Origin of the sequence: Vagococcus martis (assembly GCF_002026305.1) — a bacterium.
GTDB lineage: Bacteria > Bacillota > Bacilli > Lactobacillales > Vagococcaceae > Vagococcus > Vagococcus martis.
Map to the genome: position 1 here is coordinate 1,627,095 of NZ_MVAB01000001.1, position 25,300 is coordinate 1,652,394.

Sequence of the window (25,300 nt, forward strand, 5' to 3'; positions counted from 1 at the left end):
AAGAGACATGACAGAACCAGCAATTAAATATCGATTGATTAAAAAAGAAAAGCATACTGGTGCAAGATTGGGTGAAATTATCACACCTCATGGAACATTTCCAACACCAATGTTTATGCCAGTTGGAACACTTGCGACTGTAAAAACAATGGCACCAGAAGAATTAAAAGAGATGGGTGCCGGAATTATTTTAAGTAATACCTATCATCTATGGTTACGCCCTGGTGAGGACATTGTGGCAGGTGCAGGTGGACTGCATAAATTTATGAACTGGGACCAAGGAATTTTAACCGATTCTGGAGGATTCCAGGTCTGGTCATTATCAGATATGCGACAAATTGAAGAATCTGGTGTTCATTTTAGAAACCACCTAAATGGCTCTAAGATGTTTTTATCACCAGAAAAAGCTATTCAAATTCAAAATAAATTAGGACCAGATATCATGATGAGTTTTGATGAGTGTCCACCATTCCAAGAAAGTCATGACTACGTGAAAAAATCTATTGAGAGAACATCACGTTGGGCTGAGCGTGGATTAAAAGCTCACCAAAATCCAGATCGACAAGGATTGTTTGGGATTATTCAAGGAGCTGGGTACAAAGATTTACGTGAACAAAGTGCGCGTGAATTAGTTGGCTTAGACTTCCCTGGTTATTCTATCGGAGGATTGTCAGTAGGAGAACCTAAAGAAGAGATGAACAAAGTGCTTGAATACACGACACCACTGATTCCAGAAAATAAACCTCGTTACTTAATGGGTGTTGGAACGCCAGACTCATTAATCGATGGTGTAATTCGTGGAGTTGATATGTTTGATTGTGTGTTACCAACACGTATTGCAAGAAACGGAACATGTATGACAAGTCAAGGACGTTTGGTCGTTAAAAATGCAAAATACGCAGAAGACTATCGTCCAATTGATGAGAAATGTGATTGCTACACTTGTCGACATTACACACGAGCTTACATTCGCCATTTAATTAAGTGTGATGAAACGTTTGGTATTCGTTTGACGTCGTACCATAATCTATATTTCTTATTAAATACAATGAAACAAGTAAGACAAGCCATTATGGATGATAACTTATTAGAATTCAGACAAGCATTTTTTGAAGAGTATGGATTTAATAAAGAAAATGCCAAAAATTTCTAAAATTTACTGAATTTTTGTAGTTAAACATTTAAAAATTTGTTACAGTTATAGGTGAGTGAAATAAGAAAGAGGTGAACTAAGTTATGCAAACATTGATACCATTGATATTAGTGATGGGTGGGATGATGTTTTTTATGAGTCGTTCTCAAAAGAAACAACAAGCTCAACGTCAACAATTATTAGATAGTATGCAACCAGGTAGTGAAGTTGTAACGATTGGTGGATTATACGGAATCGTTCATGAAGTAGATAAAGAAAAAGGAACAGTTACCCTTGATTGTGAAGGAATTTATTTAGAATTTGAACGTGGTGCAATCAGAACCGTAAAAGCTCCTACAGCTCCAACATCTAACGAACCAGTTGAAAATACTGAACCTGAAGTTGAAGTAACGGAAGTTGAAGTGGTTGAAGAACCAGTAACTGAAGACGAAAAAAAAGATAACGAATAATAAGGAAATAGTACTTTTTAAGTGCTATTTTTTTTATTTTTAAACGAAGGGAGGTTGATATGTTAAAATAGTGTGTATAAAAATCCATAAATGTAATTTTTGATATATATATTTAACTTTAATTATTAGTTCACTATATTATAATTAAAAAACACATATTTAGTGTTTATAAAATGTGTTTTTAGTTATATATAATATTGTATAAATTATATATAAAATAAATATGTTTGGGGTAGGGGATTATGAAAAAAGGTAAAGGTTTAAAAACTAATGTGTTAAATGTGTATACATTGGGTTTTTCTAAAATAACAGATAGAAATAATAGTTTGATTAAATTAAAGAACCAGAGAGTTTATGATGTATTTTTTTATTTGTTTCATCATATGGGTCATCCTGTAAGTCGTGACCAATTAATGTTTGATTTGTTTCCTCATCTAGATATAGAAGAGGCAAAAACAAGTTTTCATACAGTTTTATATCAATTGAGAAAAGATCTCAGAGAATACGGTATGAAAGATGTTATAAAATATGAGGGTGGAGGATATGTTTTAAATGCCTATGTTAAAAGTGATGTAGACATGTTGGAAGGTATCCTTAAAACTGAACAGTCAGATCAATCAATGATTGACCTGTTGGAAATATATCAAGGGCAGTACTTTGAATCGAATTATTATCCATGGGCTTTACAAAAACAACAAGAGATACATTCTAATATAATTTATTGGATTTCAATCGGTCTTGATAGATATGATTTTTCAACATTAGTCATCAATAGAATACTGGCAACGTTTCGCGAGGATTGTTTAGGAAGCTGTGAGATGTTACATAGAATTATTTTAAATTTTAATGAAAAAAAAGACTTGTTTCAAATAAAAAAACTATTAATTAGGACTGAAGAATACTGGAGAGATGAATTAGACATTCAATTTCCTCATAAAGAATTTGAAATATATAGTTATTAAAAATAAAAAAGAGGTTAGCTGTATTGAACCCTAAAATTTAGACTTTTTGGAGTAGAGAAATCTACTCTTTTTTTATGTCTTGATTTATAAGGACTATGATGAGTTTTTACAATCAAGATTAGTGTTAAAAATTAAATTTGGATTTTTATCTAGTAAAAAAGGTATTTAATTTTAACAATTTAAGCATTTTTATTGTGAGGCTATTTGCTATAACAAATAGCGGAGGGGAAACTTATGTTAATAATTTTAAAAGAGGTGATGATTTTGGTTATGTAATAATCATCGCTTTTTTGATGACTAGGTATCAGGATATATTAATTGGAGGGAATTATGAAAAAAAAAGAAAATATGATTACGATTAAAAAAATTAGTAATTTAATACTGGTGTTGTTATTGTTGCTTTCCAATATAGTGAGTATCTTCAGTATTAATGTAGTAGCTAGTGGATTGCCAATGGATATAACATCATTATCAGTTAGTCCAGGTAGTATTGATTATGGAAGAGATTTTACAGTAGATGGTCAGTTTGGTGGAGATGGTTATACAGTAACACCAGGACAACACTTACATATCCCCATCTCTACAAATGGTGTCCAGGTAACTCTACCTAGCCGTACTGAAAAGATTTATCAAGAAGGAGTACACATTGCAGATGTCGTATTTAGTAATCAATCGATCGATATTACCTTCACAGAAGAAGCTTCTCAATTAGAAAATGTAAAGGGAAGATTTACAGTAATGGGACAAGGTCACAATACTAATACGAGTGAGTCCAATATTGGAACAATTACTTTTGGACAAGGGAAGCATTATGAAAAAGATGTGGACGTTGTATACACTCATAGTGAAACAGGAGTGGAAACTGATAATGTATATAGTAAGCAAGGTATTTCGTATGCAGCAGATCCTAAGCATGCAACATGGGTTTTTACATTGAATGCAGCTAAAAAATCTAGTGGTGGTAGTGCATTTTATGTCATTAATGATACTTTAAATGACACGATGAATTGGGATATAGAAAAAAATAAGGCTGAAATGTATGCTGTTAATGTTGAGTATGCTGATGGACATAGTACATGGTTGACATTAGAACAAGCTGCAACACAGGGTATAAATGTTAATTTTAAGAATGACAAAGAAATCGAAATAAATGCAAATGGTAACATTCTTGAAGGAACTAAAGTAGTTATTAATCTGAAAGCTAGTTTAACTCAGGAAGTATTAGATGACTTAGATGTAAAATTTGTTGAAAATAGTTCCTCTGTAAAAATACATGGGGTAAACGAGTCTGAATGGCCAATATCTGAGGATGATTTACATGCTCAAGCAATAGTGTATCACAGTGGCGCTAGTGGAGAAGGAACAATACGTGGATCTTTGAGTATTGTTAAATACGAAAAAGGAAGTACTAAACCTATTCCTAATGTAACATTTAAAATCGAACGAATTGATGGTCGTGAAATTAACATATCGTCAAGTTTAAGTAATAATGATCAATTTGTATTGAGTGATGATAAGAAGAGCATCGAAGCTAAAACAGATAATGATGGAAAAATAAATATAAAAGGATTATCTCCTACAAAATACAAGGTTACAGAAGTAGAAGCACCATCATATGTTAAATTTGACAAAGATAATGCTTTGTCATCAGAATTCATAGTAGATGAAAATAACACTGTAATAAATAAAGTATTTGAAAATGAAGTTAAGTCAACTGATGTTTCCGTTGAAAAGATTTGGGTAGGTGGAGATGAAAAAAATAGACCTAATGTTTATTTCCAATTAATGAATGAAGGAGAGAAAATTGGACAACCAAAACAATTAGAGTCTAGTAAAGTAGTTTGGAAAGATCTTCCAGAATATGAAAACGGTAAAAAAGTTAATTATACAGTCGAAGAAGTTAATGAAGATGGAACTCCTTGGGAAGCAAAGGGGTACACTAGAGGAAAAGTTGAAGGAAGTATCGAACAAGGATTTAAAGTAATTAATAAATATGACTCTCAACCTGGCTCTATTGTCTTATCAGCTAAGAAGAGTTTATCAGGCCGAGACTTAGTAGATGGCGAGTTTAAGTTTGAATTACGCGATGAAGCAGGCAAAGTATTACAAACGCAAACAAACCAAGCTGGTCAAGTAAACTTTGACGAAATCAGTTACGACAAAGTGGGAACTTACATTTATAGTATTCACGAAGTGAAAGGGAATGCCCCTGGAGTTACCTATGATAGTAAGGCGTTAAAGGTCACGGTGAAGGTAACCGATAAAGGTGGTAAATTAGAAGCAGAAGCGTTGTATGACGGTGGCGCAGAATTTAAGAATAGTTATGCCCCATCAAATGGGTCAGTGGTTTTATCAGCTAAGAAGAGTTTATCAGGCCGTGACTTAGTAGATGGCGAGTTTAAGTTTGAATTACGCGATGAAGCAGGCAAAGTATTACAAACGCAAACAAACCAAGCTGGTCAAGTAAACTTTGACGAAATCAGTTACGACAAAGTGGGAACTTACATTTATAGTATTCACGAAGTGAAAGGGAATGCCCCTGGAGTTACCTATGATAGTAAGGCGTTAAAGGTCACGGTGAAGGTAACCGATAAAGGTGGTAAATTAGAAGCAGAAGCGTTGTATGACGGTGGCGCAGAATTTAAGAATAGTTATGCCCCATCAAATGGGTCAGTGGTTTTATCAGCTAAGAAGAGTTTATCAGGCCGTGACTTAGTAGATGGCGAGTTTAAGTTTGAATTACGCGATGAAGCAGGCAAAGTATTACAAACGCAAACAAACCAAGCTGGTCAAGTAAACTTTGACGAAATCAGTTACGACAAAGCGGGAACGTATACTTACAGCATTCACGAAGTGAAAGGGAATGCCCCTGGAGTTACCTATGATAATAAGGCGTTAAAGGTCACGGTGAAGGTAACCGATAAAGGTGGTAAATTAGAAGCAGAAGCGTTATATGACGGTGGCGCAGAATTTAAGAATAGTTATGCCCCGTCAAACGGTTCAGTGGTCCTATCAGTTAAGAAGAGTTTATTAGGCCGAGACTTAGTGGATGGCGAGTTTAAGTTTGAATTACGCGATGAAGCAGGCAAAGTATTACAAACGCAAACAAACCAAGCTGGTCAAGTAAACTTTGACGAAATCAGTTACGACAAAGTGGGAACGTATACTTACAGCATTCACGAAGTGAAAGGGAATGCCCCTGGAGTTACCTATGATAATAAGGCGTTAAAGGTCACGGTGAAGGTAACCGATAAAGGTGGTAAATTAGAAGCAGAAGCGTTATATGACGGTGGCGCAGAATTTAAGAATAGTTATGCCCCGTCAAACGGTTCAGTGGTCCTATCAGTTAAGAAGAGTTTATTAGGCCGAGGCTTAGTGGATGGCGAGTTTAAGTTTGAATTACGCGATGAAGCAGGCAAAGTATTACAAACGCAAACAAACCAAGCTGGTCAAGTAAACTTTGACGAAATCAGTTACGACAAAGCGGGAACGTATACTTACAGCATTCACGAAGTGAAAGGGAATGCCCCTGGAGTTACCTATGATAGTAAGGCGTTAAAGGTCACGGTGAAGGTAACCGATAAAGGTGGTAAATTAGAAGTAGAAGCGTTATATGACGGTGGCGCAGAATTTAAGAATAGTTATGCCCCATCAAATGGGTCAGTGGTTTTATCAGCTAAGAAGAGTTTATCAGGCCGAGACTTAGTAGATGGCGAGTTTAAGTTTGAATTACGCGATGAAGCAGGCAAAGTATTACAAACGCAAACAAACCAAGCTGGTCAAGTAAACTTTGACGAAATCAGTTACGACAAAGTGGGAACTTACATTTATAGTATTCACGAAGTGAAAGGGAATGCCCCTGGAGTTACCTATGATAGTAAGGCGTTAAAGGTCACGGTGAAGGTAACCGATAAAGGTGGTAAATTAGAAGCAGAATCGTTATATGACGGTGGCGCAGAATTTAATAATCACTATAAAAAATTTGGAAAGCCGAATAACAAACCAAGTAACAAACCTAATACCTCACAGAATACTTTACCTCAAACAGGCGAAGTGAGAATGAATTTTAATGAGTTAATAGGACTGCTAGTTTTATCGACTGTATCAGTATCTTGGTTAAATAGAAAAAAACGTAGCGAATAACAATTAACATTTTTATAGGCTATATTTTAAACACATTGAATCTAGTAAGTTATGACTTTATATAAAGGGATTAGCTTACCATGATCTATGTGTTTTTTATTTATAAAAATTTCTTCTATTCCAAATATAAAAAAAATAGCGTAAAATGAACCATAACAAATAGTTCGAAAATATAACGTATAAAAATGAGTGGAGGTAGTATTATGTTAACAGATTTAGCAGTTAAACCAGGGCCGCAGTTTTATCGTTATCATATTGGAGCGATTGATTATGTATCCGATGTGTTACGTGATTTTAAGGCTAAAAATATTTTGATTGTTCATGGAGATGTATCGTTTAAAAAAGCTAAGCCGAAATTATCATTTTTAAAAAATGATGAGTTCACTTATTTTTATCATCAATATGGTGGGGAATGTAGTTATAATGGGATAGAAAAAGTCATTGAACAGATAGAGTTACACGACATTGATTTTATTATCGGTGTTGGTGGAGGAAAATTGGTCGATTTGGTTGGGGTATCTGCCTATAAAGCTAATGTTAATTTTGGCGTTATCCCTACTTTAGCCAGCAATTGTGCACCATGGACTGCTCTATCAGTTATGTATAAAGATAGTGGTGAATCAGAAGGTATTCTTGAATACTATTATAGGCAAGCAGCTTTCTTTATCACAGACCCTGAACTAGTTATTGATGCACCAGTTGAATTTTTTATAGCAGGATTAGCTGACACTATTGCAAAATGGTATGAAACGATTACTATTTTAGAACAAGATTCTTTAAATCAAGAACCATTTCTAAATATTGCAAAACACATCTCGACTTTATGTAAAGACGAAATCATGGCAAATAGTAGTAAAGCGATTGAGGATATGAAAAATAAGCGAGTAACAGATGAGTTTCTGCGTTTGTCAGAGATTGTTTTTGCTATTGCAGGGATGGTTGGCGGATTCGGTGATAAATATGCTAGATCTGCTGCAGCACACGCGATACATGATGCTGTTAGTCAATGTATTCCGAAAAGTCATACGTATTTACATGGAGAGAAAGTAGCCTATGGTATTTTATATCAATTAGCTTTAGAAAAAAATTGGACACAGATAGACGACTTATTGCCATTTTATAGTGAACTGGGACTACCTTTGTCTTTAACAACTATGTCATTGATGCCAACCGATATAAAGGTAATAGATGATATTGTTGAGATTATTTATTCAATGGATGAAGTTCACCTGTTACCGATTGAGGTGACAAAAGAAAAATTGAAACAAGCAATTTATGATCTAGAAGATTATATTAACAAATAAAACAGTCGTTTAATCTCTTTTATGGGATTAAACGACTGTTTTATTCATATTTTTTGACGTAGTTGATTGATGTCTATTTTTGGATCAAGTAGGTTGGTTCCCTCAAATTCAATCACACCACTTGTCGGTGTTTCGAGTAAGTTTAAACAACGTAGAAACGTACTTTTTCCGCTACCAGAAGGACCAATCACCACAACTACTTCACCGGCTTTTATATCTAAATTAATTCCTTTTAGGACATCATTATCACCAAAGAATTTTTTTAAATCATGTATTTTAATCATTGGCACCAATTCTCCTTTCAGCTACACCTAATGCACGAGATAAGGTGAAGGTTAATACAAAATAAATCAATGATGCAATTAAAATCGGCAAGAATGGTTTGAAACTTGCACCACGTACCACACCTGCTTGGAACATCAATTCAGATACCCCAATCACTGATACGACAGAGGATTCTTTAATAACTGTCACAAACTCGTTACCTAAAGCAGGTAAAATATTTTTAATCGCTTGTGGCATGATAATGTATCGCATCGCTTTTTTCTGACTCATACCTAGAGAACGAGCCGCTTCAGCTTGCCCTTTGTCAACGGCGTTTAACCCGGCACGAATAATTTCAGCCACGTAAGCGCCACTATTTAGAGATAGTGCCACACAACTTGAAGCGAGTGCGCTTAAATTAATTCCTAACACATTTAAACCAAAGAACACTAAAAAGATTTGAACTAGTAGGGGAGTCCCACGCACGTATTCGATGTAGATGACTGAAATCCATTTAAATAATTTATTTTTAGAGCGTTTCATTAATGCAAGTAGTGTTCCCAATACACTACCACATAACACGCCAACAAATGCTAAGAAAATTGTATATCCTGTCCCTTTAATGTAGTAGGGAGCATATTTTTTCATAAAAGACTCATCTTGGAACATATAAGGAATGACTTCTTGCTTATAGTCTTTCATTAAATCTTTATCATTAATTTCTTTGATAGACGTATTCACGAGATTAAGAAAATCAGGAGCATTTTTTTGTAGTGCAACGGCTGTTCCTTTGTTAGCATTATCTAGTTTAATGTCAGCAAACATTAAAGAGTCATCCTGTGTTAAGTAAGCTTCAGCAACAGGTTCTTCGATTACAGCCGCATCAATTTTCTTTTGTTGAAGTTGTAGGATAATGTCAGGTACGTTTTGCAAAGATACCGTGTCAGCTTGTAGTTCTTCATTTGCCAGTTCTTCTTGTTTAGTTTGAACTTGTGCCCCAACCTTGACACCTTTTAAAGAATCTAGAGACGTAAATTTTTCTTTATCGCTTTTACGAATCACGATTTTTTGTTGAACGGTCATATAAGAATCCGAAAAATCAACTTCTTTTAAACGCTCTGGAGTAGGGGTCATTCCTGAGATGATTAAATCAATTTTCCCAGTTTTTAAGGCTCCTAGTAAAGCATCAAAACTGTATTCTTCAATTTTTAGTTTAACTCCCATATCTTTTGCGATTTTTTCAGCAATTAGAATGTCTGTTCCAACAATGGTATCTTTTCCATCAACCGTAGCATGAAATTCATACGGTGCATAAAAAGCCGACAACCCAACGACTAAATCCTTTTTGTCTTGAACTTTTTTGAGATACGGATCAGGTGTTTCAGCTAAACTAATAATAGGGATAAGTAAAGAAAAGATAATAATAACAATAGAAATAAAATGCTTAGTTTTTTGAACAATGTTCTCTTTCATAAAATCACTCCTTTTGGTTGAGAGTATTATATTACTAAATAAATAATTATGCAATATAATAAGAATAATTGCATAAAATATCTTTTTATTCATAGTATTCGTGTTATTTATACAAAAAAACAGGAGATAGAATTTAATCTATCTCCTGAATATGATGATATGTTTTAATTTTTAAGTGATGTTAAAAGTCTTAATCCATTGAATAAGACAACTAATGTAGAACCTTCATGAGCTAAAATACCAATAGGTAAGTTCATTTGACCAAAAATATTTAATACAACAAGTAATGCGACAACACCCATAGAGAAAATAATGTTTTGTTTAACCACTTTATCTAATTTTTTGGATAAGCGGTAAGCGTAACCTAGTTTGTCTAAGTCGTTTTGCATTAAAACAACATCTGCTACATCAATGGCAACGTCCGTCCCATCACCCATAGCCACACCAATATCAGCTTTTACAAGAGCTGGTGCATCATTGACCCCATCACCAACCATGGCTGTTAAACCATATTTGTCTTGAAGTGAGCTAACAATTTGTGATTTGTTTTCAGGTAGAACATTTCCTGCAACTTCGTCAATTTTAAGTGTATTTGCTACAGCACGACCAGTACGTTCAGCATCACCGGTGATCATTGTCGTGTGAATATTATGTTCTTTGAAATATGCAACAAGTTGTTGTGCTTTTGGATTTGGTAAGTCCATCATGGCGATTAAGCCAATGACCACCTCATCTTCAGAAAATAGTACGACTGTTTTTCCTTCTTCAGCATATTTTCTTTCAAATGATTCAATGTCAGAAGACACGTTAGTAAATTGAGAAGATTTCCCGATTTTGTATGTATGTCCTTTATAAGTTGATACGAGTCCTTTCCCAATTTGATTTTCAATCGTTAATGGAATGTCATTGACGATTTCAATTGATTCGACAATCGCATTAGCTAATGGATGATTGGCTTGTTTTTCCATGGCTATAATTAAATCAGTATAGAATGTTTCTTCGTTTGTGATGTGATCAATAAAGTGAACATCAGTCACTTTTGGTTTTCCTTCGGTTAATGTACCAGTTTTATCAAATGCGATAGCTTTAATTTCTGAAAGGTTTGAAAGGTAAGAGCCGCCTTTGAATAGAACCCCGCGTTTAGCTAAGTTTGAAATGGCAGATAGCGTCGCTGGAATATCACTTGCAGCAAGGGCACAAGGAGACGCAACTGTTAAGAAGACCATGCCTTTGTAAAAACTATCATACCAAGCCATATTGAAAACAAGTGGCATTAATACAATATATAAGAATACAAGAACCATAACACTCGTTACATATTTGGGTTCTAAACGTTTAATCTTTGTGGCAGTTTTAGATAAGTTTGATTGAGATTCATTGACTAACTGTAAAATTTTAGCAAATACAGTGTCTGTACTATCTTTTGTTACAACCATTGTAATGGTTCCATCACCATTGATTGTACTACCAAAAACATTGTCACCAACTGTTTTTTCAGAAGGAATACTTTCACCGTTGATTGATGATTCATCAATTGATGTGTATCCAGTTAGAATGGTTCCGTCAGTTGGAATTTGTTCCCCATTCAATACTTTCAAATGATCGCCAATTTTTAGTTGAGCAACATCTACTGTCTTAGTAGAACCGTCTGAAAGTATTAATTTAGCATCAGTTGGATTCATTTTCATTAAAGAAGTAATTTCTTTTTTACTTTTATTTTCCACATAATGTTCTAAAAAGTGAGCGGCAGCAAAGATAAGAATTAGAAGAGCCCCCTCAGTATAATCTCCGATAAGTGCTGCACCGATTGCTGCAAGAGACATTAAAACATGGACATTTGGCATAAATTTTTTAAGCCGTTTGGTTTCTTTAATGGTATCTTCAAACCCTTCAATCATAATGTGGTATCCAGAAAGAACAATAGTTGAAACGGAAAGAATGGTTTTCGAAGTTCCAACTGGTAAAAATAAACTAATCAAAAATGTTGCTAAACCTATAAAGAATAGAACGACTGGTAGATTACCATGGTCGTGATCGTGATTATGTGCGTGGCTGCATTTTTTATGATCATGTTCAATGGCATGTTGTGATTGTGACATGTGGTTCATCTCCTTTTTATATAAGTAAATAGTCATATGAATATTTGTTCATATTTAAATTATATATCCTTATACAAGAAAAAGCAAATAAAACCTCGATTATTTTTTTGAATAATCAAGGTTTTATAATTTTAGCTAAATATGTTTCTGTAAATGCTCGTATCTATGACCGGCAATATCAATTTCACCAGATTTTTCAAAGCCATTGTTCAAATAAATTCTTTTGGCATTGTCATTAACTAAATCACAATTCAAACCTATAATAGAAAGATTTGATTGTATTGCTAATTCAGAAAGAGAGTTAAGTAACTCTTTTGCGACACCTTTACCACGATGATTAGGAGAGGTTACTAATGTATCTAAATACCATTCATTATCAAAGGCTTCTTCTTCAGTAAATAAACGATATTTTTCTATTGGTAAGTTGTTTTGTTCAAGAATTTCAAAGAATCCTTCATCAATATTTTTTTCTAAATGATGTGGGTAGCCAAAAGCCACACCAGCGACTTCACCATCAATTTCTTTTACTAGTGCATTTTCGTATCCATAACGATGAGTTGGTTTTTCTATAAAACCTGTAACGAGTAAATTTTTCACTTCATCTTCAGATAATTTATCAAAGATGTCTAGCTCCATATCTTTTAAGACAATCATAACTAAATCAATTGCTTGACTAGCATCTTTTTTTTCTGCAAAACGAATCATTTTGTACGGTTCCTCCTTTTTGGTATAAATTAAGTACTGTTACTATATCATGCGTATAATATAGTAGCAACTTGCAAAAAAGTAAAAATATAAAAAAGAGTATGTCAATCGAAAATAAAAATGTCCCAAAATGAGGGCTCACATTAGCGCAATCTTTACTGCGTAAAACTTGCACTAATGTGACCATTATTGGTAAAATAAGGTACTTTTTGTTTCAGGCTGTTTTTTCAGCCTCATATTCTTCGATAGTACGGTCAATACTTTGAAGATACCTTTTGAAAGACTCAAGTTTCCACGGATGTGACTGTGGTGGAATGTACTTGCGTCTTTCTTTTTTTATATCTGAAGAAACCCCATCAAACTCTTTTGAATAGGTCTCGTGGTTTTTTAATCGTCTAGTAGGATAAATTTTTTCTGCTATATTAACATAAATCTCCCCGTTAAAAGCTTTTATAATTAATGCTTTCGTTTTCCTTGTAAAATATTTGTCGCTACCACCTTCCGTTGGAAGATAAAATTTATTTTGATACTTAATATGATGGCCATTATCGACTATACGATGAGAGACAGTAGCTAGTAATAAATTAATTTCAGCTGTTGTAGGAGAAGTTTCATAAACACTTTCTGCAGTTTTGTGACCAAATTGTCGATTAAACTTTCGAATCCATACAGATAGAAATTGATTAGCCTCCTCTATAGAATGTATATTTGCTATCTCAAGATCAACAGGCAATCTTGATTGCACTGTCCCATTTAAACGTTCTACACGACCTTTTGCTTGAGGAATAGAGGATGTTTTTATGTCAATACCTAATTGATGACAAGCAAACCCAAACTGCGTGAACGTATCTTCTTCTACAGCTTTTGTTGATTTTCTGTTGTACTCAAAGACGGTTCGTTTATCTGTTAGAAAAGTGGCAGGAATCCCTTGTTTTGTCAGAATTTGATGAAGAACATGGTAATAACCATTGAGCGTTTCCTGTTGGTCAAAATAAGCGCCAACAATATTACCTGATGCGTCGTCAATAGCTAAATGAAGATGAGTTATTTGATTTCCAAACCAATTATATGAACTAGCATCTAATTGAATTAATTCTCCTTTGTATTTTTTTCTAGGTCGACTAGGATGGGTCTTTTCAGGGAGTTCTAGGTAGTCTTCAGCTCTTGGAACCAATAGGTTCTCTGATTGTTTGGTTTGTTGACCTTCTTGCTTTATTAATTGTTTGAGTCTTCTTTTTGTCTTTTTTTGAGCCTTTGGTGAAAGTATTTTTTCTTTGTACAGGATGCTTCTAATTGTAGTATCTGTATAACAGATATGATGGTCGTTTTTCAGTATTTCAGTAAAATGCTTAATATTTGGTTTAATACTAAACGATTGATAACTAGTGATTATTTGTTGTTTTACTTTTTCAGGCACAGAGTGCTTATTTTTTCTCCCTCGATTTTTATGGACAAATGCTGATTTACCATTTTCCCTGTATGATTTCACTAAACGGTTAATTTGTCGTATAGATAAATTAAGTTCAACACTAGCTCTCTTTTTTTGTTTTTTATTTTCAGCGACAGCTTTAATAACTTGATACTTTTTGGTTTCATTCATTGTTAGATTTATCCTTTTCATAAAGTTATTTTATCATTTTGGGACATTTTGTCTTTCGACCTACTTAGGACATTATCACTTTCGAATGATAAAAAAGTAAAAATATAAAAAAGAGTATTGATTATTTTAAAAATGATAGTATAATATGAAGGTGCGTGTAATACACGTATTTCTTTTTTATTTACAGTGTGGGAGGAGAAATTTACATCTCCATTAAACCACATCACGGACTTAAGGAGGTATGTCTCGTGGCAAAGAAAGTTGAAAAATTAGTTAAATTACAAATTCCTGCAGGGAAAGCAACACCAGCTCCACCGGTAGGTCCAGCATTAGGTCAAGCGGGTATTAACATTATGGGGTTCACAAAAGAATTCAACGCTCGTACAGCAGATCAAGCTGGTTTAATTATTCCAGTTGTAATTTCTGTATATGAAGACCGTTCATTTACATTTATTACAAAAACACCACCAGCTGCAGTTTTACTTAAAAAAGCAGCTAACATTGAAAAAGGTTCAGGAGAGCCTAACTCTAAAAAAGTAGCAACTGTTACTAAAGATCAAGTAAAAGAAATCGCTGAAACTAAAATGCAAGACCTAAACGCAGCTGATATTGAAGCAGCTATGCGCATGGTAGAAGGTACTGCACGAAGCATGGGTATCACTGTAGAGTAATCTTCTACAGCGACTCTTGAAGTAGCTTCTCAGTCGAATTTATATTGAAAAATATAAATACGTGGGAGGTACAACCGTTATAACCACAATCAAGGAGGAAACAAAATGGCTAAGAAAAGTAAAAAAATGCAAGAAGCATTGAAAAAAGTAGATGTAACAAAAGAATACTCTGTAGCAGAAGCAGTAGCTTTAGCTAAAGAAACAAACATTGCTAAATTCGACGCAACTGTAGAAGTTGCTTACCGTCTAAATGTAGACCCTAAAAAAGCTGATCAACAAATCCGTGGAGCTATGGTATTACCTAATGGAACTGGTAAAACTCAATCTGTATTAGTTTTCGCTAAAGGTGAAAAAGCTAAAGAAGCAGAAGCTGCTGGAGCTGACTTTGTTGGTGAAGCTGACATGGTAGAAAAAATTAAAGGTGGATGGTTTGGTTTCGACGTTGTCGTAGCAACTCCAGACATGATGGCGCAAGTTGGTCAATTAGGACGTGTATTAGGACCTAAAGGATTAATGCCTAACCCTAAAACAGGAACTGTTACTATGGACGTAACGAAAGCTGTTGAAGAAGTTAAAGCAGGTAAAGTAACTTACCGTGTAGACAAACAAGGAAACATTCATGTTCCGATTGGTAAAGTATCATTCGACGATGCTAAATTAATTGAAAACTTTGAAGCGTTAAATGATGTTATCTTAAAAGCTAAACCAGCTGCTACAAAAGGTGCTTACATCCAAAACTTAACAATTACAACAACTTTTGGACCTGGTGTCAAAGTTGATAAATTTTCATTCTAATTAATAAAAACAGTTGACCTAGATAACTGTAGATGTTATAGTTATCTAGGTTAAAATATTATGCCGAAGACAGTAGGTGGTTCTAGAACCTTAATTTCCTACCGAGGACAATGATTAATACAATCAATAGTCCCTCTATGTCAACGGTGGCATGGAGTTTTTTTATATAAAAAATTCCACCATCTATTAATTAACGGAGGTGAAAATAAATGAGTGAAGCATCAATTGCAAAAAAAGCACAAGAAGTTGAAGTGATTTCTGCTAAACTAAAAGAAGCTGCATCTGTTGTTGTAGTGGATTACCGTGGTTTAACTGTAGAAGAAGTTACTGAATTACGTAAACAATTACGTGAAGCAAACGTTGAGATGAAAGTTATCAAAAATGGTATCTTACGTCGTGCAGCTGAAAAAGCTGGCTTAGAAGGTATGGAAGATGTATTTTTCGGACCTACTGCAGTAGCATTCAGTAACGAAGACGTTGTAGCACCTGCTAAAATCATGAATGATTTTGCAAAAGAAGCAGAAGCATTAGAAATTAAAGGTGGTATTATCGAAGGAAACGTTTCTTCTAAAGAAGAAATTATTGCTTTGGCAAAATTACCAAGTCGCGAAGGCTTACTTTCTATGTTACTATCTGTACTTCAAGCTCCTGTCAGAAACGTGGCTTATGCAGTCAACGCAGTAGCAGAAGCAAAAGAAGAAGAAGTTGCGTAATGGCAGCTTAATATCAAAAAAATAAAAAATAAAACAATCGAGAGATTTAAAATGGAGGAAAAAATAATGGCATTAAACGTTGAACAAATTATTGCTGATTTAAAAGAATCAACTATTTTAGAATTAAATGATTTAGTTAAAGCTATCGAAGAAGAATTTGGTGTATCTGCTGCTGCTCCTGTAGCTGTAGCTGGTGGCGCTGCTGAAGGTGGATCTGCTGCTGAACAAACTGAATTCACTGTAGAATTAACTTCTGCTGGAGATTCAAAAGTTAAAGTAATCAAAGCAGTTCGTGAAGTAACTGGATTAGGATTAAAAGAAGCTAAAGCATTAGTTGATGGAGCTCCATCTCCACTTAAAGAAGGCGCATCTAAAGAAGAAGCTGAAGAAATTAAAGCAAAATTAGAAGAAGTTGGCGCTGCAATTACATTAAAATAATCAGTTATTTTAATGAAAGAGAGGAAGAGAAATCTTCCTCTTTTTTGTTTGCCTAAAATCAAATAAGGATAAGAGTTGAGAATTTTGTATAGAAGACGTAAAATAAAAGGGATAGTAGAAAAGGAAAAAGAATTGGAGAGTAAAATGATTAATCGATTACATGACGATAGTTTAGCATTACACACAGATTTATATCAATTAAATATGATGAAAACATATTGGGAATTAGGTAGAGACGATAGACACGCTGTTTTCGAATGTTATTTCCGTGATATGCCATTTAGGAATGGTTATGCCATTTTTGCGGGCTTAGAACGAATTGTAGATTATTTCGATAATCTAGCTTTTTCTGATTCAGATATTGATTATCTACGTAAGGTGACAGACTATCCCGAAGAATTTTTGACTTATCTGAAAGAATTTAAATTTAAATGTACAGTGAGATCAGCTTTAGAAGGAGAATTAGTTTTCAATAATGAACCTATTTTCCAAGTTGAAGGTCCACTAGCTCAATGTCAGTTAGTTGAAACAGCTGTATTAAATATTATTAATTATCAAACGTTGATTGCAACAAAAGCTGCAAGAATTCGTGCAGTATGTGATGATGATTTGATTATGGAATTTGGGACAAGAAGAGCGCAAGAATTAGATGCATCAATATGGGGGACAAGAGCAGCGTATATTGGTGGTTTTGATTCAACAAGTAATGTTCGAGCTGGTAAAATGTTTGGTATTCCTATTGCAGGAACTCATGCACATAGTTTGATACAATCTTACTTAAATGATTATGACGGATTTAAAGCATATGCTCAAACGCATAAAGACTGTGTTTTTTTAGTAGATACATATGATACGTTACGTTCAGGTGTACCAAGCGCAATTCGAGTTGCTAATGAAATGGGTGATAAAATTAATTTCGTTGGTGTGAGAATTGATAGTGGGGACATGGCTTATATTTCTAAAAAAGTAAGAAAACAACTTGATGAAGCAGGTTATCCTGATGTTAAAATCTATGCATCAAACGATTTAGATGAATCAACCATTCTAAACTTAAAAATGCAACGGGCAAAAATTGATGTTTGGGGAATCGGAACAAAACTCATTACAGCTTATGATCAACCAGCACTTGGTGCGGTTTATAAAATAGTTTCTATTGAGAATGATGATGGAAAAATGGTGGATACAATCAAGTTATCAAGTAATGCAGAAAAAGTGTCAACTCCTGGTAAAAAACAAGTTTGGCGAATTACTGGTGAAGATGGGAAATCTGAAGGAGATTACATCACACTTTGGACAGAAGATCCACGAAATCAAGAAGAGTTATACATGTTCCACCCAGTTCATACTTATATTAATAAAACAGTGAAAAACTTTACAGCACGTCCAGTCTTACAAGATATCTACATAGACGGTAAACGAGTGTATGAGTTGCCGACATTAGAAGAAATCAAAAAATTATCTAAAAATAATCAAGACTCATTGTGGGAAGAATATAAACGTAATTTAAACCCTCAAAAATATCCAGTTGATTTATCAACAGAGTGTTGGGAACATAAAATGTCGACCATTAAAAAAGTTCATGATATCACACGCAATCAATAATGATTATAGGAGTTCTAGATGAATGAAAAAGAGGTTGTTTTTTGGAAAAGATTTTTAAAAGACACGGAGATAAAGACACCTGTTTTTGGTGAGTCATGGGCGTTTGGTGGATCGCCTGACGAGTTAGCTCATTTAGTTTTACAAGGTAAGAAGACAGCGACTGCTAGTGCCAAAATAGAATATGAATGGTGCAATGAAGCACTACCTAAAGCTAATGAATACTATGATATTTTATTAGATGGTAATGGTAATCCAGTGGCTATTCTCATGACAACTAAAGTCTATGTGACACCGTTTAATCAAGTTTCATCAGAACATGCTCATAAAGAAGGAGAAGGAGATTTATCTCTAGCGTACTGGCGAGACGCACATTATAAGTTTTGGAAAGACTTGTTCCAAAATCATTATCATAAACAAGTAGATATTGAGAATATGGATGTTGTTTGCGAAGAATTTAAAGTTGTATACCAATAAGTGAGAAGAGATAGTTTCTTTTAATTGAGCTATCTTTTTTTGCTGTTTAAAGTTAGAATGTTTACTATTAGTTCATCATTGATTTATTGCTACTTTAGTATAATATAATTGTTGTTTTGTACAAAAAAATTCATTTATTAGTTATTTTACGAAATAGTAGATTAATTTTTCATTAAAAGTTTATTAATGTGGTATATGTTGATTATATGAGTATACCATATGATAAACTATCGAGTATTATATTAAAAGAAGGGGTAAGTAATGGTGGAACAAAAAAGTATATATGTAAATAGTTTTGGTAGAGGACGTTTACTAGATGATAAAGGCGAACGTATTTTACTTCGTACGAAAAAAGCGTATGAACTGTTTTTTTATCTTTTTCATTATAGAGATGAGTTGGTAACAAAGGATGATTTAGTGAATGTGTTATTTCCAAATATGACGACTGAAAAAGGTGGCAGTAATTTACACACAACTATTTATCAAATAAGAAAAGAATTTGATAAACATGGCTACTCAGATATTATAGTCTATAAATCAGGAACGTATTTTATTAATGCTCCAGTTGAAAATGATTATGATCAAGTTAGAGATATCCTAAAAGTGGGCTTAACGGAAGAGTCATTAATAAAAATATTAAATGTTTATGATGGTCAATACTTTGAAAAAGATGGCTATGCATGGAGTGAGTATTTAAGAAATGATATGCATAGTAAAATCATTTTAAGTGTTAAAGAGGCTATTTCTTCTCAACGTATTTCAAATATTGTATTAATGCAGTTTTTATTAGTATTTAGAGATGATTGTTTAAGTGACTTAGAGCTTTTAAGTACTATCTTAGATTGTTTTGTTCAGAGTAGAGATAAACTTAAAGTAAAGAAAATATTAACAGATGCTCAACAATATTGGGTATCAGAATTATCATGTGATTTACCAGAAGAGTTTATCAGTAAATATGAATAGAGTTTATATATTGTTAGGGAAGTAAAAAAGAAGCTGAACTAGAAGTCTTAAAATAGAAAAAATCCCATGAAATCAGTTTATTAAAATATTGATTTCATGGGATTTCTGTTTTATTAGTTTAGTGATTTTTACTGAATAAATTACTTTTGTGACAGCTTCTTTTTATTATTTTCCCAAGTTGAGGTGAGGAAATCATAGGTTAAATCATTTGTATTACTAACTAGTGATATATCTGTTCCTAAATCATTACTGCGTCCAACGCCAATAGGTAAAGCGCTACTTTTTTTAATTGCCGTAATTCCTGCTTGTGAATCCTCAATCCCAATACAACTTGAAATAGGACAATCAATTGCATCTGCTGCAGCAATAAAAATATCAGGAGCAGGCTTTCCTAAAGCTACACTACTTGGATCGACTATAGCATCGAAATAGTGTGTTAAATTCATTTTTTCTAACAACAAAGGCCCGTTCTTACTTGCAGAAGCAAGGGCGATTTTTATATGATGTTGCTTTAATTCTTTTAGTAAAGAAAGAATTCCTGGGAAGATATCTTCTTCAGAAAAAGATTGAATCATTTTGATATAAACATCATTTTTCTTTTCAGCTAGTTTTCTAAATTCATCATCATCGACAGTGTTTCTTTTCTTTCCGTGCTTTAAAATTAAATCTAAAGAATCTTCTCTACTAACGCCTTTGAGTTGTTCGTTGAATTCTCTATCAATCTCAATATCTAACTCTTCAGCTAAACTTTTCCATGCTTTGTAATGATAATCAGCCGTGTCAGTTATGACACCGTCTAAATCAAATAGAACTCCCTTAAACATTTAATTAACTCCTTTGTTTTTTAAATCGATAGTTAATGTATTTTTTAATGTATAATTTTTTTCATAAACTGATAAATCCAGAGGTTCGCCACTCAATAAATTGATTTTAATATCAGTTGAGATATTAATATGAAGTAGTCGATTACGGTAGTTAATATGGAAAGCATATCCATTCCAGTTAGTTGGCAAGAACGGTGAAAAACTTAAAGACTCATTGAATACTTTCATTTGTGCGAATCCTTGAACGATTGTTAACCAACTTCCTGTCATAGAGGTAATGTGTAATCCATCTTCTGTATCATTGTTATAATTATCTAAGTCTAATCTAGCTGTTCTTTGGTACATTTCAATTGCTTTTTCTTCCATACCTAATTCAGCCGCTAATATGGAGTGGATACATGGTGAAAGTGATGATTCGTGAACAGTCATTGGTTCGTAAAATTCGAAATTTTTACGTTTTTCATTTAGAGTAAATTGGTCGTTGAAGAAATAGATTCCCTGTAAAACGTCAGCTTGCTTAATAAAGCAAGAGCGAAGTATTTTATCCCAAGACCAATTTTGGTTTAAAGGAACCTCTTTTTTATTTAAGTCAGAGACAGGCATTAAATCTTTATCCAAAAAGGTATCATGCTGTACAAAGACATCAAGTTTCTCATCTTTTGGTAAATACATATGATTTATAATATCTTCCCATTTTTCTATTTCAGTTTCCGAAATAGAGACAGGTGTTTCATTTTTGTATTTATCATAGTTTTCTAGTGTGTAGCTTAATACCCATCTGGCAATATAATTTGTATACCAGTTATTATTGACATTGTTTTCATATTCATTAGGTCCTGTAACACCATGTATCATATAAGCGTTGTTACGTTTTGAAAAATGAACTCTATCTGCCCAAAAACGTGAAATTTCAGTTAATACTTCTAAACCTTCTTTTTTTATGTAGGAATTATCGCCTGTGTAGTTAGTATAGTTATAAATAGCGTAGGCAATGGCTCCGTTACGATGGATTTCTTCAAAAGTAATTTCCCACTCATTATGACACTCGACACCGGTGAAGGTTACCATTGGGTAAAGAGCACCTTTTAATCCTTGCTGTCTAGCGTTATGTTGTGCTTGTGGTAATTGGTTGTGACGATATTTTAATAAATTCTTTGTGACACTAGAATCAGCAAGAGATAAGTATAGTGGAACAGCATATGCTTCAGTATCCCAATAAGTAGCACCGCCATACTTTTCGCCAGTAAACCCTTTAGGGCCGATATTTAATCGTTCATCTTCTCCATAATATGTTGAGAATAATTGGAATAGATTAAAACGAATACCTTGCTGTGCTTCATCATCTCCTGAAATCACAACATCAGCTAGTTCCCAACGTTTTAACCACGCTTTTTTATGTTGTTCAACAAGTTCTTCTGTTGAGTAATAATTGACTTGTTCCATTAGTTCTATTGCTTTAGATAATTGATTTTCTTCAGGAATATCACGACTTGTTATAATAACTACTTTTTTATCGAGTGCTAATTTATCACCTGAAGATAGTGTAGTAGAAAAGGTTTCTGTTGCTTCAAATTCTTTGAAAGATTTATTAGATGTAATCGTGGAGTTAGAAACGTCATTTTGCATCATAGTTGTCACACAAAATTGATCTACACCAAATGGATTACTAATTGTTTTAGCTGTAACGGTGTTTTCGCTACTTTGACGGTGTTCCCAGAACATATCATCATAATTACTGTCTTCGTTATGAACATGGTTATCTAATTTGGAAACAAAAGTCACCTCCCCCGTACCTTCTAACATTTCAACAGTAACATTTATCAATGCTAATTCTTTAATTGTTAGACTTAATAATCGTTTAAATGAACATTTAAATTTACAGTTATCAACTGATAAAATAAATGAACGTGATAAAATACCATGCTGCATATCTAGTTCTTGATAAAAATTTGTTGGTTCATAATGATTCAAATCTATTTTTTTATCATTTAAATAAATATCGACAGCAATAAAATCAACAGCGTTAATTACTTTGCCAAAATAATCAGGATAACCGTTTTTCCACCATCCAACACGTGTTTTATCGGGATACCAAACACCAGCCAAATAAGTCCCTTTATGGTTATTTCCGGAATACCCTTCTTCAAAGTTTCCTCTTAGTCCCATATAGCCGTTTCCAATACTTGTTAAAGATTCTTGTAAACGGATATCTTCTTTGTTTAGTGAGTGAGTTGTTAATTTGAATGGATCAATGTCAAATAATCTTTTTAAGTGTGTCATCTATAATACCCTCCATGAATTTTAATGATTAATTATATGATATACGCAAACGATTGCGAAATCAATAAAAAATAAAATTATGTTACTGTAACATTGTTTTAAAGATAAATAAAAAGATGTTTACTTTTCGAAAACTGATACGTATAATATTAATTACGCAAACGATTTCGTTTAAAACAATAATTAATAATGACAGAAAGAGGTATAGAAACAATGAAAAAATTGCTAAGTTTTGAGTTTTGGCAAAAGTTTGGTAAGGCATTAATGGTGGTTGTTGCTGTTATGCCAGCAGCAGGATTAATGATTAGTATCGGAAAAACGATTCCGATGATGTCACCAGATATGGCATTTTTAGTAACAACTGGTGGAGTAATTGAAAATATAGGATGGGGAATTATTGGAAATCTTCATTTATTATTTGCACTAGCAATTGGTGGTAGTTGGGCTAAAGAACGTGCAGGAGGAGCTTTTGCTGCAGGTATTTCATTTATTTTGATTAATCGTATTACGGGCTCAATTTTTGGTGTGACTTCAGAAATGCTAACAAACGATGAAGCATTTACTCACACATTATTTGGAACTAAAATTATGGTTAAAGGATTTTTCACGAGCGTATTAGAAGCACCTGCTTTAAATATGGGAGTGTTTGTTGGGATTATAGCTGGTTTTGTTGGGGCGATGGCATATAACAAATATTATAATTATAGAAAATTGCCAGATGCTTTGTCTTTCTTCAATGGTAAGCGCTTTGTTCCGTTTGTTGTCATACTTTGGTCAACGCTAGTTTCTATTGGTTTAGCTATTGTATGGCCAGTTATTCAATCAGGAATTAATAATTTTGGTTTGTGGATTGCTCAATCACAAGAATCTGCACCAATTTTGGCACCATTTTTATATGGAACACTTGAGAGATTATTACTACCATTTGGATTGCATCATATGTTGACCATACCAATCAACTATACTCAACTAGGTGGAACCTATGAGATTTTATCTGGGGCACAAGCTGGAACGCTTGTCTACGGACAAGATCCTCTATGGCTTGCTTGGGCAACTGATTTATTTAATTTAAAAAATGCAGGAAATATCGAACAATATAATTATGTATTATCAAACTGGACACCAGCTAGATTTAAAGTAGGGCAGATGATTGGAGCATCAGGTATTTTGATGGGATTCACTTTGGCAATGTATAAAAATGTGGATAGTGATAAAAGAAAACAATATAAATCAATGTATGTATCTGCTGCATTGGCAGTGTTTTTAACAGGAGTAACTGAACCATTAGAATTTATGTTTATGTTTGCAGCAGTTCCCTTATACTTAGTTTACGCTGTGATACAAGGGGCTGCCTTTGCAATGGCAGATATTATTTCACTAAGAGTGCATTCTTTTGGTAATATTGAATTGTTAACGAGAACACCACTTGCAATAAAAGCAGGATTAACACAAGATTTGATTAACTTTGTGATTTGTATTATCGTATTTTCCATTGTTTCTTATTTTATTGCTGGATTTATGATCAAGAAATTTAATTTAGCAACACCAGGTAGAAATGGAAACTATGATGTGGATACGTCAGATAATACATCTTCAACAGGAAGTTTTGAAGGAATCTCCCCACAAATCGTATCAATCATCCAACTACTTGGTGGAAAATCAAATATTTCTGAAGTGGATGCCTGTATGACACGTCTAAGAGTGAGTGTGAAAGATGCTAATTTAGTAGGAAACGAACAAGAATGGAAAAAAGCAGGGGCGCTTGGATTAGTCTTAAAAGATAATGGAGTACAAGCCATTTATGGACCTAAAGCAGATGTTATTAAATCTGATGTACAAGATGCGTTAGATAGTGGGGTTGACATTGACTCTCTTACTATTGATACTGTTATTGATGAGCCAAACGAACAAGCAACTGTTCAAAAAAATATGACCATTCCATTTGTTTCTGTAGCAGACGGAGAAGTCATTCCGATAGAAACTGTTTCAGATGATGTGTTTTCGCAAAAAATGATGGGCGATGGTTTTGCGGTAAAACCATCGAATAGTCAAGTGGTGTCACCAGTATCTGGCGTGGTTCAGTCTATTTTTCCAACAAAACATGCCATAGGATTATTAACACCTGAAGGATTAGAAGTGTTAGTACATATGGGACTAGATACTGTAGAGATGACTAAACAAGTATTTGACGTATCAGTTAAAGAAGGTGATACTGTAAAAGCGGGTCAATTGTTAGCAACAGTCGATTGGAAAACAGTTGAGAAGGAAGGAAAGGGTACCACGATTGTAGTCGTTTTTACAAATACACAAGAAATTAAAACGCTCGAGTTATCAACTGTTGGTGAACATAAATCATCAGAAAAAATTGGTCAAGTATCATTATAAAGT

General features: G+C 33.7%; 19 protein-coding genes, 1 pseudogene and 1 other annotated feature. Of the genes and pseudogenes, 13 read left to right on the top strand and 7 right to left on the bottom strand.

Annotation, left to right across the window (positions count from 1 at the left end; translation table 11 throughout):
• Positions 1 to 7: 7 nt before the first annotated feature.
• From tgt to BW731_RS07935, 5 genes are all read left to right on the top strand, one after another.
• Entirely contained in the window at positions 8 to 1,153 is a 1,146-nt protein-coding gene (tgt, locus tag BW731_RS07910) for a tRNA guanosine(34) transglycosylase Tgt (RefSeq protein ID WP_079347144.1), read from the top strand.
• 83 nt (positions 1,154 to 1,236) lie between these two features.
• Entirely contained in the window at positions 1,237 to 1,602 is a 366-nt protein-coding gene (gene yajC / locus BW731_RS07915) for a preprotein translocase subunit YajC (RefSeq protein WP_079347145.1), read from the top strand.
• Positions 1,603 to 1,844: 242 nt separating this feature from the next.
• Positions 1,845 to 2,564, top strand: a complete 720-nt coding sequence (locus BW731_RS07920) for an AfsR/SARP family transcriptional regulator (protein WP_079347147.1) — start codon at positions 1,845 to 1,847, stop codon at positions 2,562 to 2,564.
• 330 nt (positions 2,565 to 2,894) lie between these two features.
• Complete coding sequence (locus tag BW731_RS07930; protein ID WP_079347151.1) at positions 2,895 to 6,707, top strand: Spy0128 family protein; 3,813 nt, start codon at positions 2,895 to 2,897, stop codon at positions 6,705 to 6,707.
• A 203-nt stretch (positions 6,708 to 6,910) separates the two neighbouring features.
• A complete protein-coding gene (locus tag BW731_RS07935; RefSeq protein ID WP_079347152.1) occupies positions 6,911 to 8,011 on the top strand; it encodes an iron-containing alcohol dehydrogenase family protein in 1,101 nt (366 codons plus the stop codon).
• Positions 8,012 to 8,058: 47 nt separating this feature from the next.
• Here the strand turns inward: BW731_RS07935 and BW731_RS07940 are convergent.
• The 5 genes and pseudogenes from BW731_RS07940 to BW731_RS07960 form a co-directional block, all read right to left on the bottom strand.
• Positions 8,059 to 8,295 (bottom strand): annotated as a pseudogene (locus BW731_RS07940) (ATP-binding cassette domain-containing protein); the annotation flags it as partial.
• Positions 8,288 to 9,748, bottom strand: a complete 1,461-nt coding sequence (locus BW731_RS07945) for an ABC transporter substrate-binding protein/permease (RefSeq protein WP_079347156.1) — start codon at positions 9,746 to 9,748, stop codon at positions 8,288 to 8,290. The pseudogene BW731_RS07940 and the gene BW731_RS07945, both read right to left, overlap by 8 nt.
• Positions 9,749 to 9,912: 164 nt before the next feature.
• Positions 9,913 to 11,856 (bottom strand): heavy metal translocating P-type ATPase, encoded by a 1,944-nt coding sequence (locus tag BW731_RS07950; protein ID WP_079348599.1) that lies wholly within the window; start codon positions 11,854 to 11,856, stop codon positions 9,913 to 9,915.
• Between the two features lie 126 nt (positions 11,857 to 11,982).
• Positions 11,983 to 12,552 carry a GNAT family N-acetyltransferase gene (locus BW731_RS07955; RefSeq protein WP_079347158.1) on the bottom strand — a complete coding sequence of 190 codons (570 nt, stop codon included), beginning with the start codon at positions 12,550 to 12,552 and terminating at the stop codon, positions 11,983 to 11,985.
• 214 nt (positions 12,553 to 12,766) lie between these two features.
• Entirely contained in the window at positions 12,767 to 14,152 is a 1,386-nt protein-coding gene (locus tag BW731_RS07960; protein WP_079345715.1) for an ISNCY family transposase, read from the bottom strand.
• A gap of 248 nt (positions 14,153 to 14,400) precedes the next feature.
• Here BW731_RS07960 and rplK point away from each other — a divergent pair, with 248 nt between their 5' ends.
• The 7 genes from rplK to BW731_RS07995 all read left to right on the top strand — a co-directional run bounded on the left by rplK (position 14,401) and on the right by BW731_RS07995 (position 19,808).
• Positions 14,401 to 14,823: a 50S ribosomal protein L11 gene (gene rplK, locus BW731_RS07965; RefSeq protein ID WP_071457521.1), complete on the top strand. Its 423-nt coding sequence runs from the start codon at positions 14,401 to 14,403 to the stop codon at positions 14,821 to 14,823.
• Positions 14,824 to 14,928: 105 nt separating this feature from the next.
• On the top strand, positions 14,929 to 15,618 hold the full coding sequence (gene rplA, locus BW731_RS07970; RefSeq protein ID WP_071457520.1) for a 50S ribosomal protein L1: 690 nt from the start codon (positions 14,929 to 14,931) through the stop codon (positions 15,616 to 15,618).
• 45 nt (positions 15,619 to 15,663) lie between these two features.
• Positions 15,664 to 15,791, top strand: a sequence feature (ribosomal protein L10 leader region).
• 36 nt (positions 15,792 to 15,827) lie between these two features.
• Positions 15,828 to 16,331 carry a 50S ribosomal protein L10 gene (gene rplJ, locus BW731_RS07975; protein ID WP_079347162.1) on the top strand — a complete coding sequence of 168 codons (504 nt, stop codon included), beginning with the start codon at positions 15,828 to 15,830 and terminating at the stop codon, positions 16,329 to 16,331.
• A gap of 66 nt (positions 16,332 to 16,397) precedes the next feature.
• Entirely contained in the window at positions 16,398 to 16,769 is a 372-nt protein-coding gene (gene rplL / locus BW731_RS07980) for a 50S ribosomal protein L7/L12 (RefSeq protein WP_071457518.1), read from the top strand.
• 144 nt (positions 16,770 to 16,913) lie between these two features.
• Positions 16,914 to 18,371, top strand: a complete 1,458-nt coding sequence (locus BW731_RS07985) for a nicotinate phosphoribosyltransferase (protein WP_079348601.1) — start codon at positions 16,914 to 16,916, stop codon at positions 18,369 to 18,371.
• 18 nt (positions 18,372 to 18,389) lie between these two features.
• Complete coding sequence (locus BW731_RS07990) at positions 18,390 to 18,845, top strand: ASCH domain-containing protein (protein ID WP_079347164.1); 456 nt, start codon at positions 18,390 to 18,392, stop codon at positions 18,843 to 18,845.
• Between the two features lie 261 nt (positions 18,846 to 19,106).
• The gene (locus BW731_RS07995) at positions 19,107 to 19,808 is read left to right on the top strand and encodes a winged helix-turn-helix domain-containing protein (RefSeq protein ID WP_079347166.1); all 702 of its coding nucleotides are present in this window, start codon (positions 19,107 to 19,109) and stop codon (positions 19,806 to 19,808) included.
• Positions 19,809 to 19,948: 140 nt separating this feature from the next.
• Here BW731_RS07995 and pgmB read toward each other — a convergent pair whose 3' ends face one another.
• Both pgmB and BW731_RS08005 read right to left on the bottom strand, forming a co-directional pair.
• The gene (gene pgmB, locus BW731_RS08000) at positions 19,949 to 20,632 is read right to left on the bottom strand and encodes a beta-phosphoglucomutase (protein WP_079347167.1); all 684 of its coding nucleotides are present in this window, start codon (positions 20,630 to 20,632) and stop codon (positions 19,949 to 19,951) included.
• Positions 20,633 to 22,912, bottom strand: a complete 2,280-nt coding sequence (locus BW731_RS08005) for a glycoside hydrolase family 65 protein (protein ID WP_079347169.1) — start codon at positions 22,910 to 22,912, stop codon at positions 20,633 to 20,635.
• 213 nt (positions 22,913 to 23,125) lie between these two features.
• Here BW731_RS08005 and BW731_RS08010 point away from each other — a divergent pair, with 213 nt between their 5' ends.
• Complete coding sequence (locus BW731_RS08010; protein ID WP_079347171.1) at positions 23,126 to 25,297, top strand: PTS transporter subunit IIBC; 2,172 nt, start codon at positions 23,126 to 23,128, stop codon at positions 25,295 to 25,297.
• Positions 25,298 to 25,300: the final 3 nt, after the last annotated feature.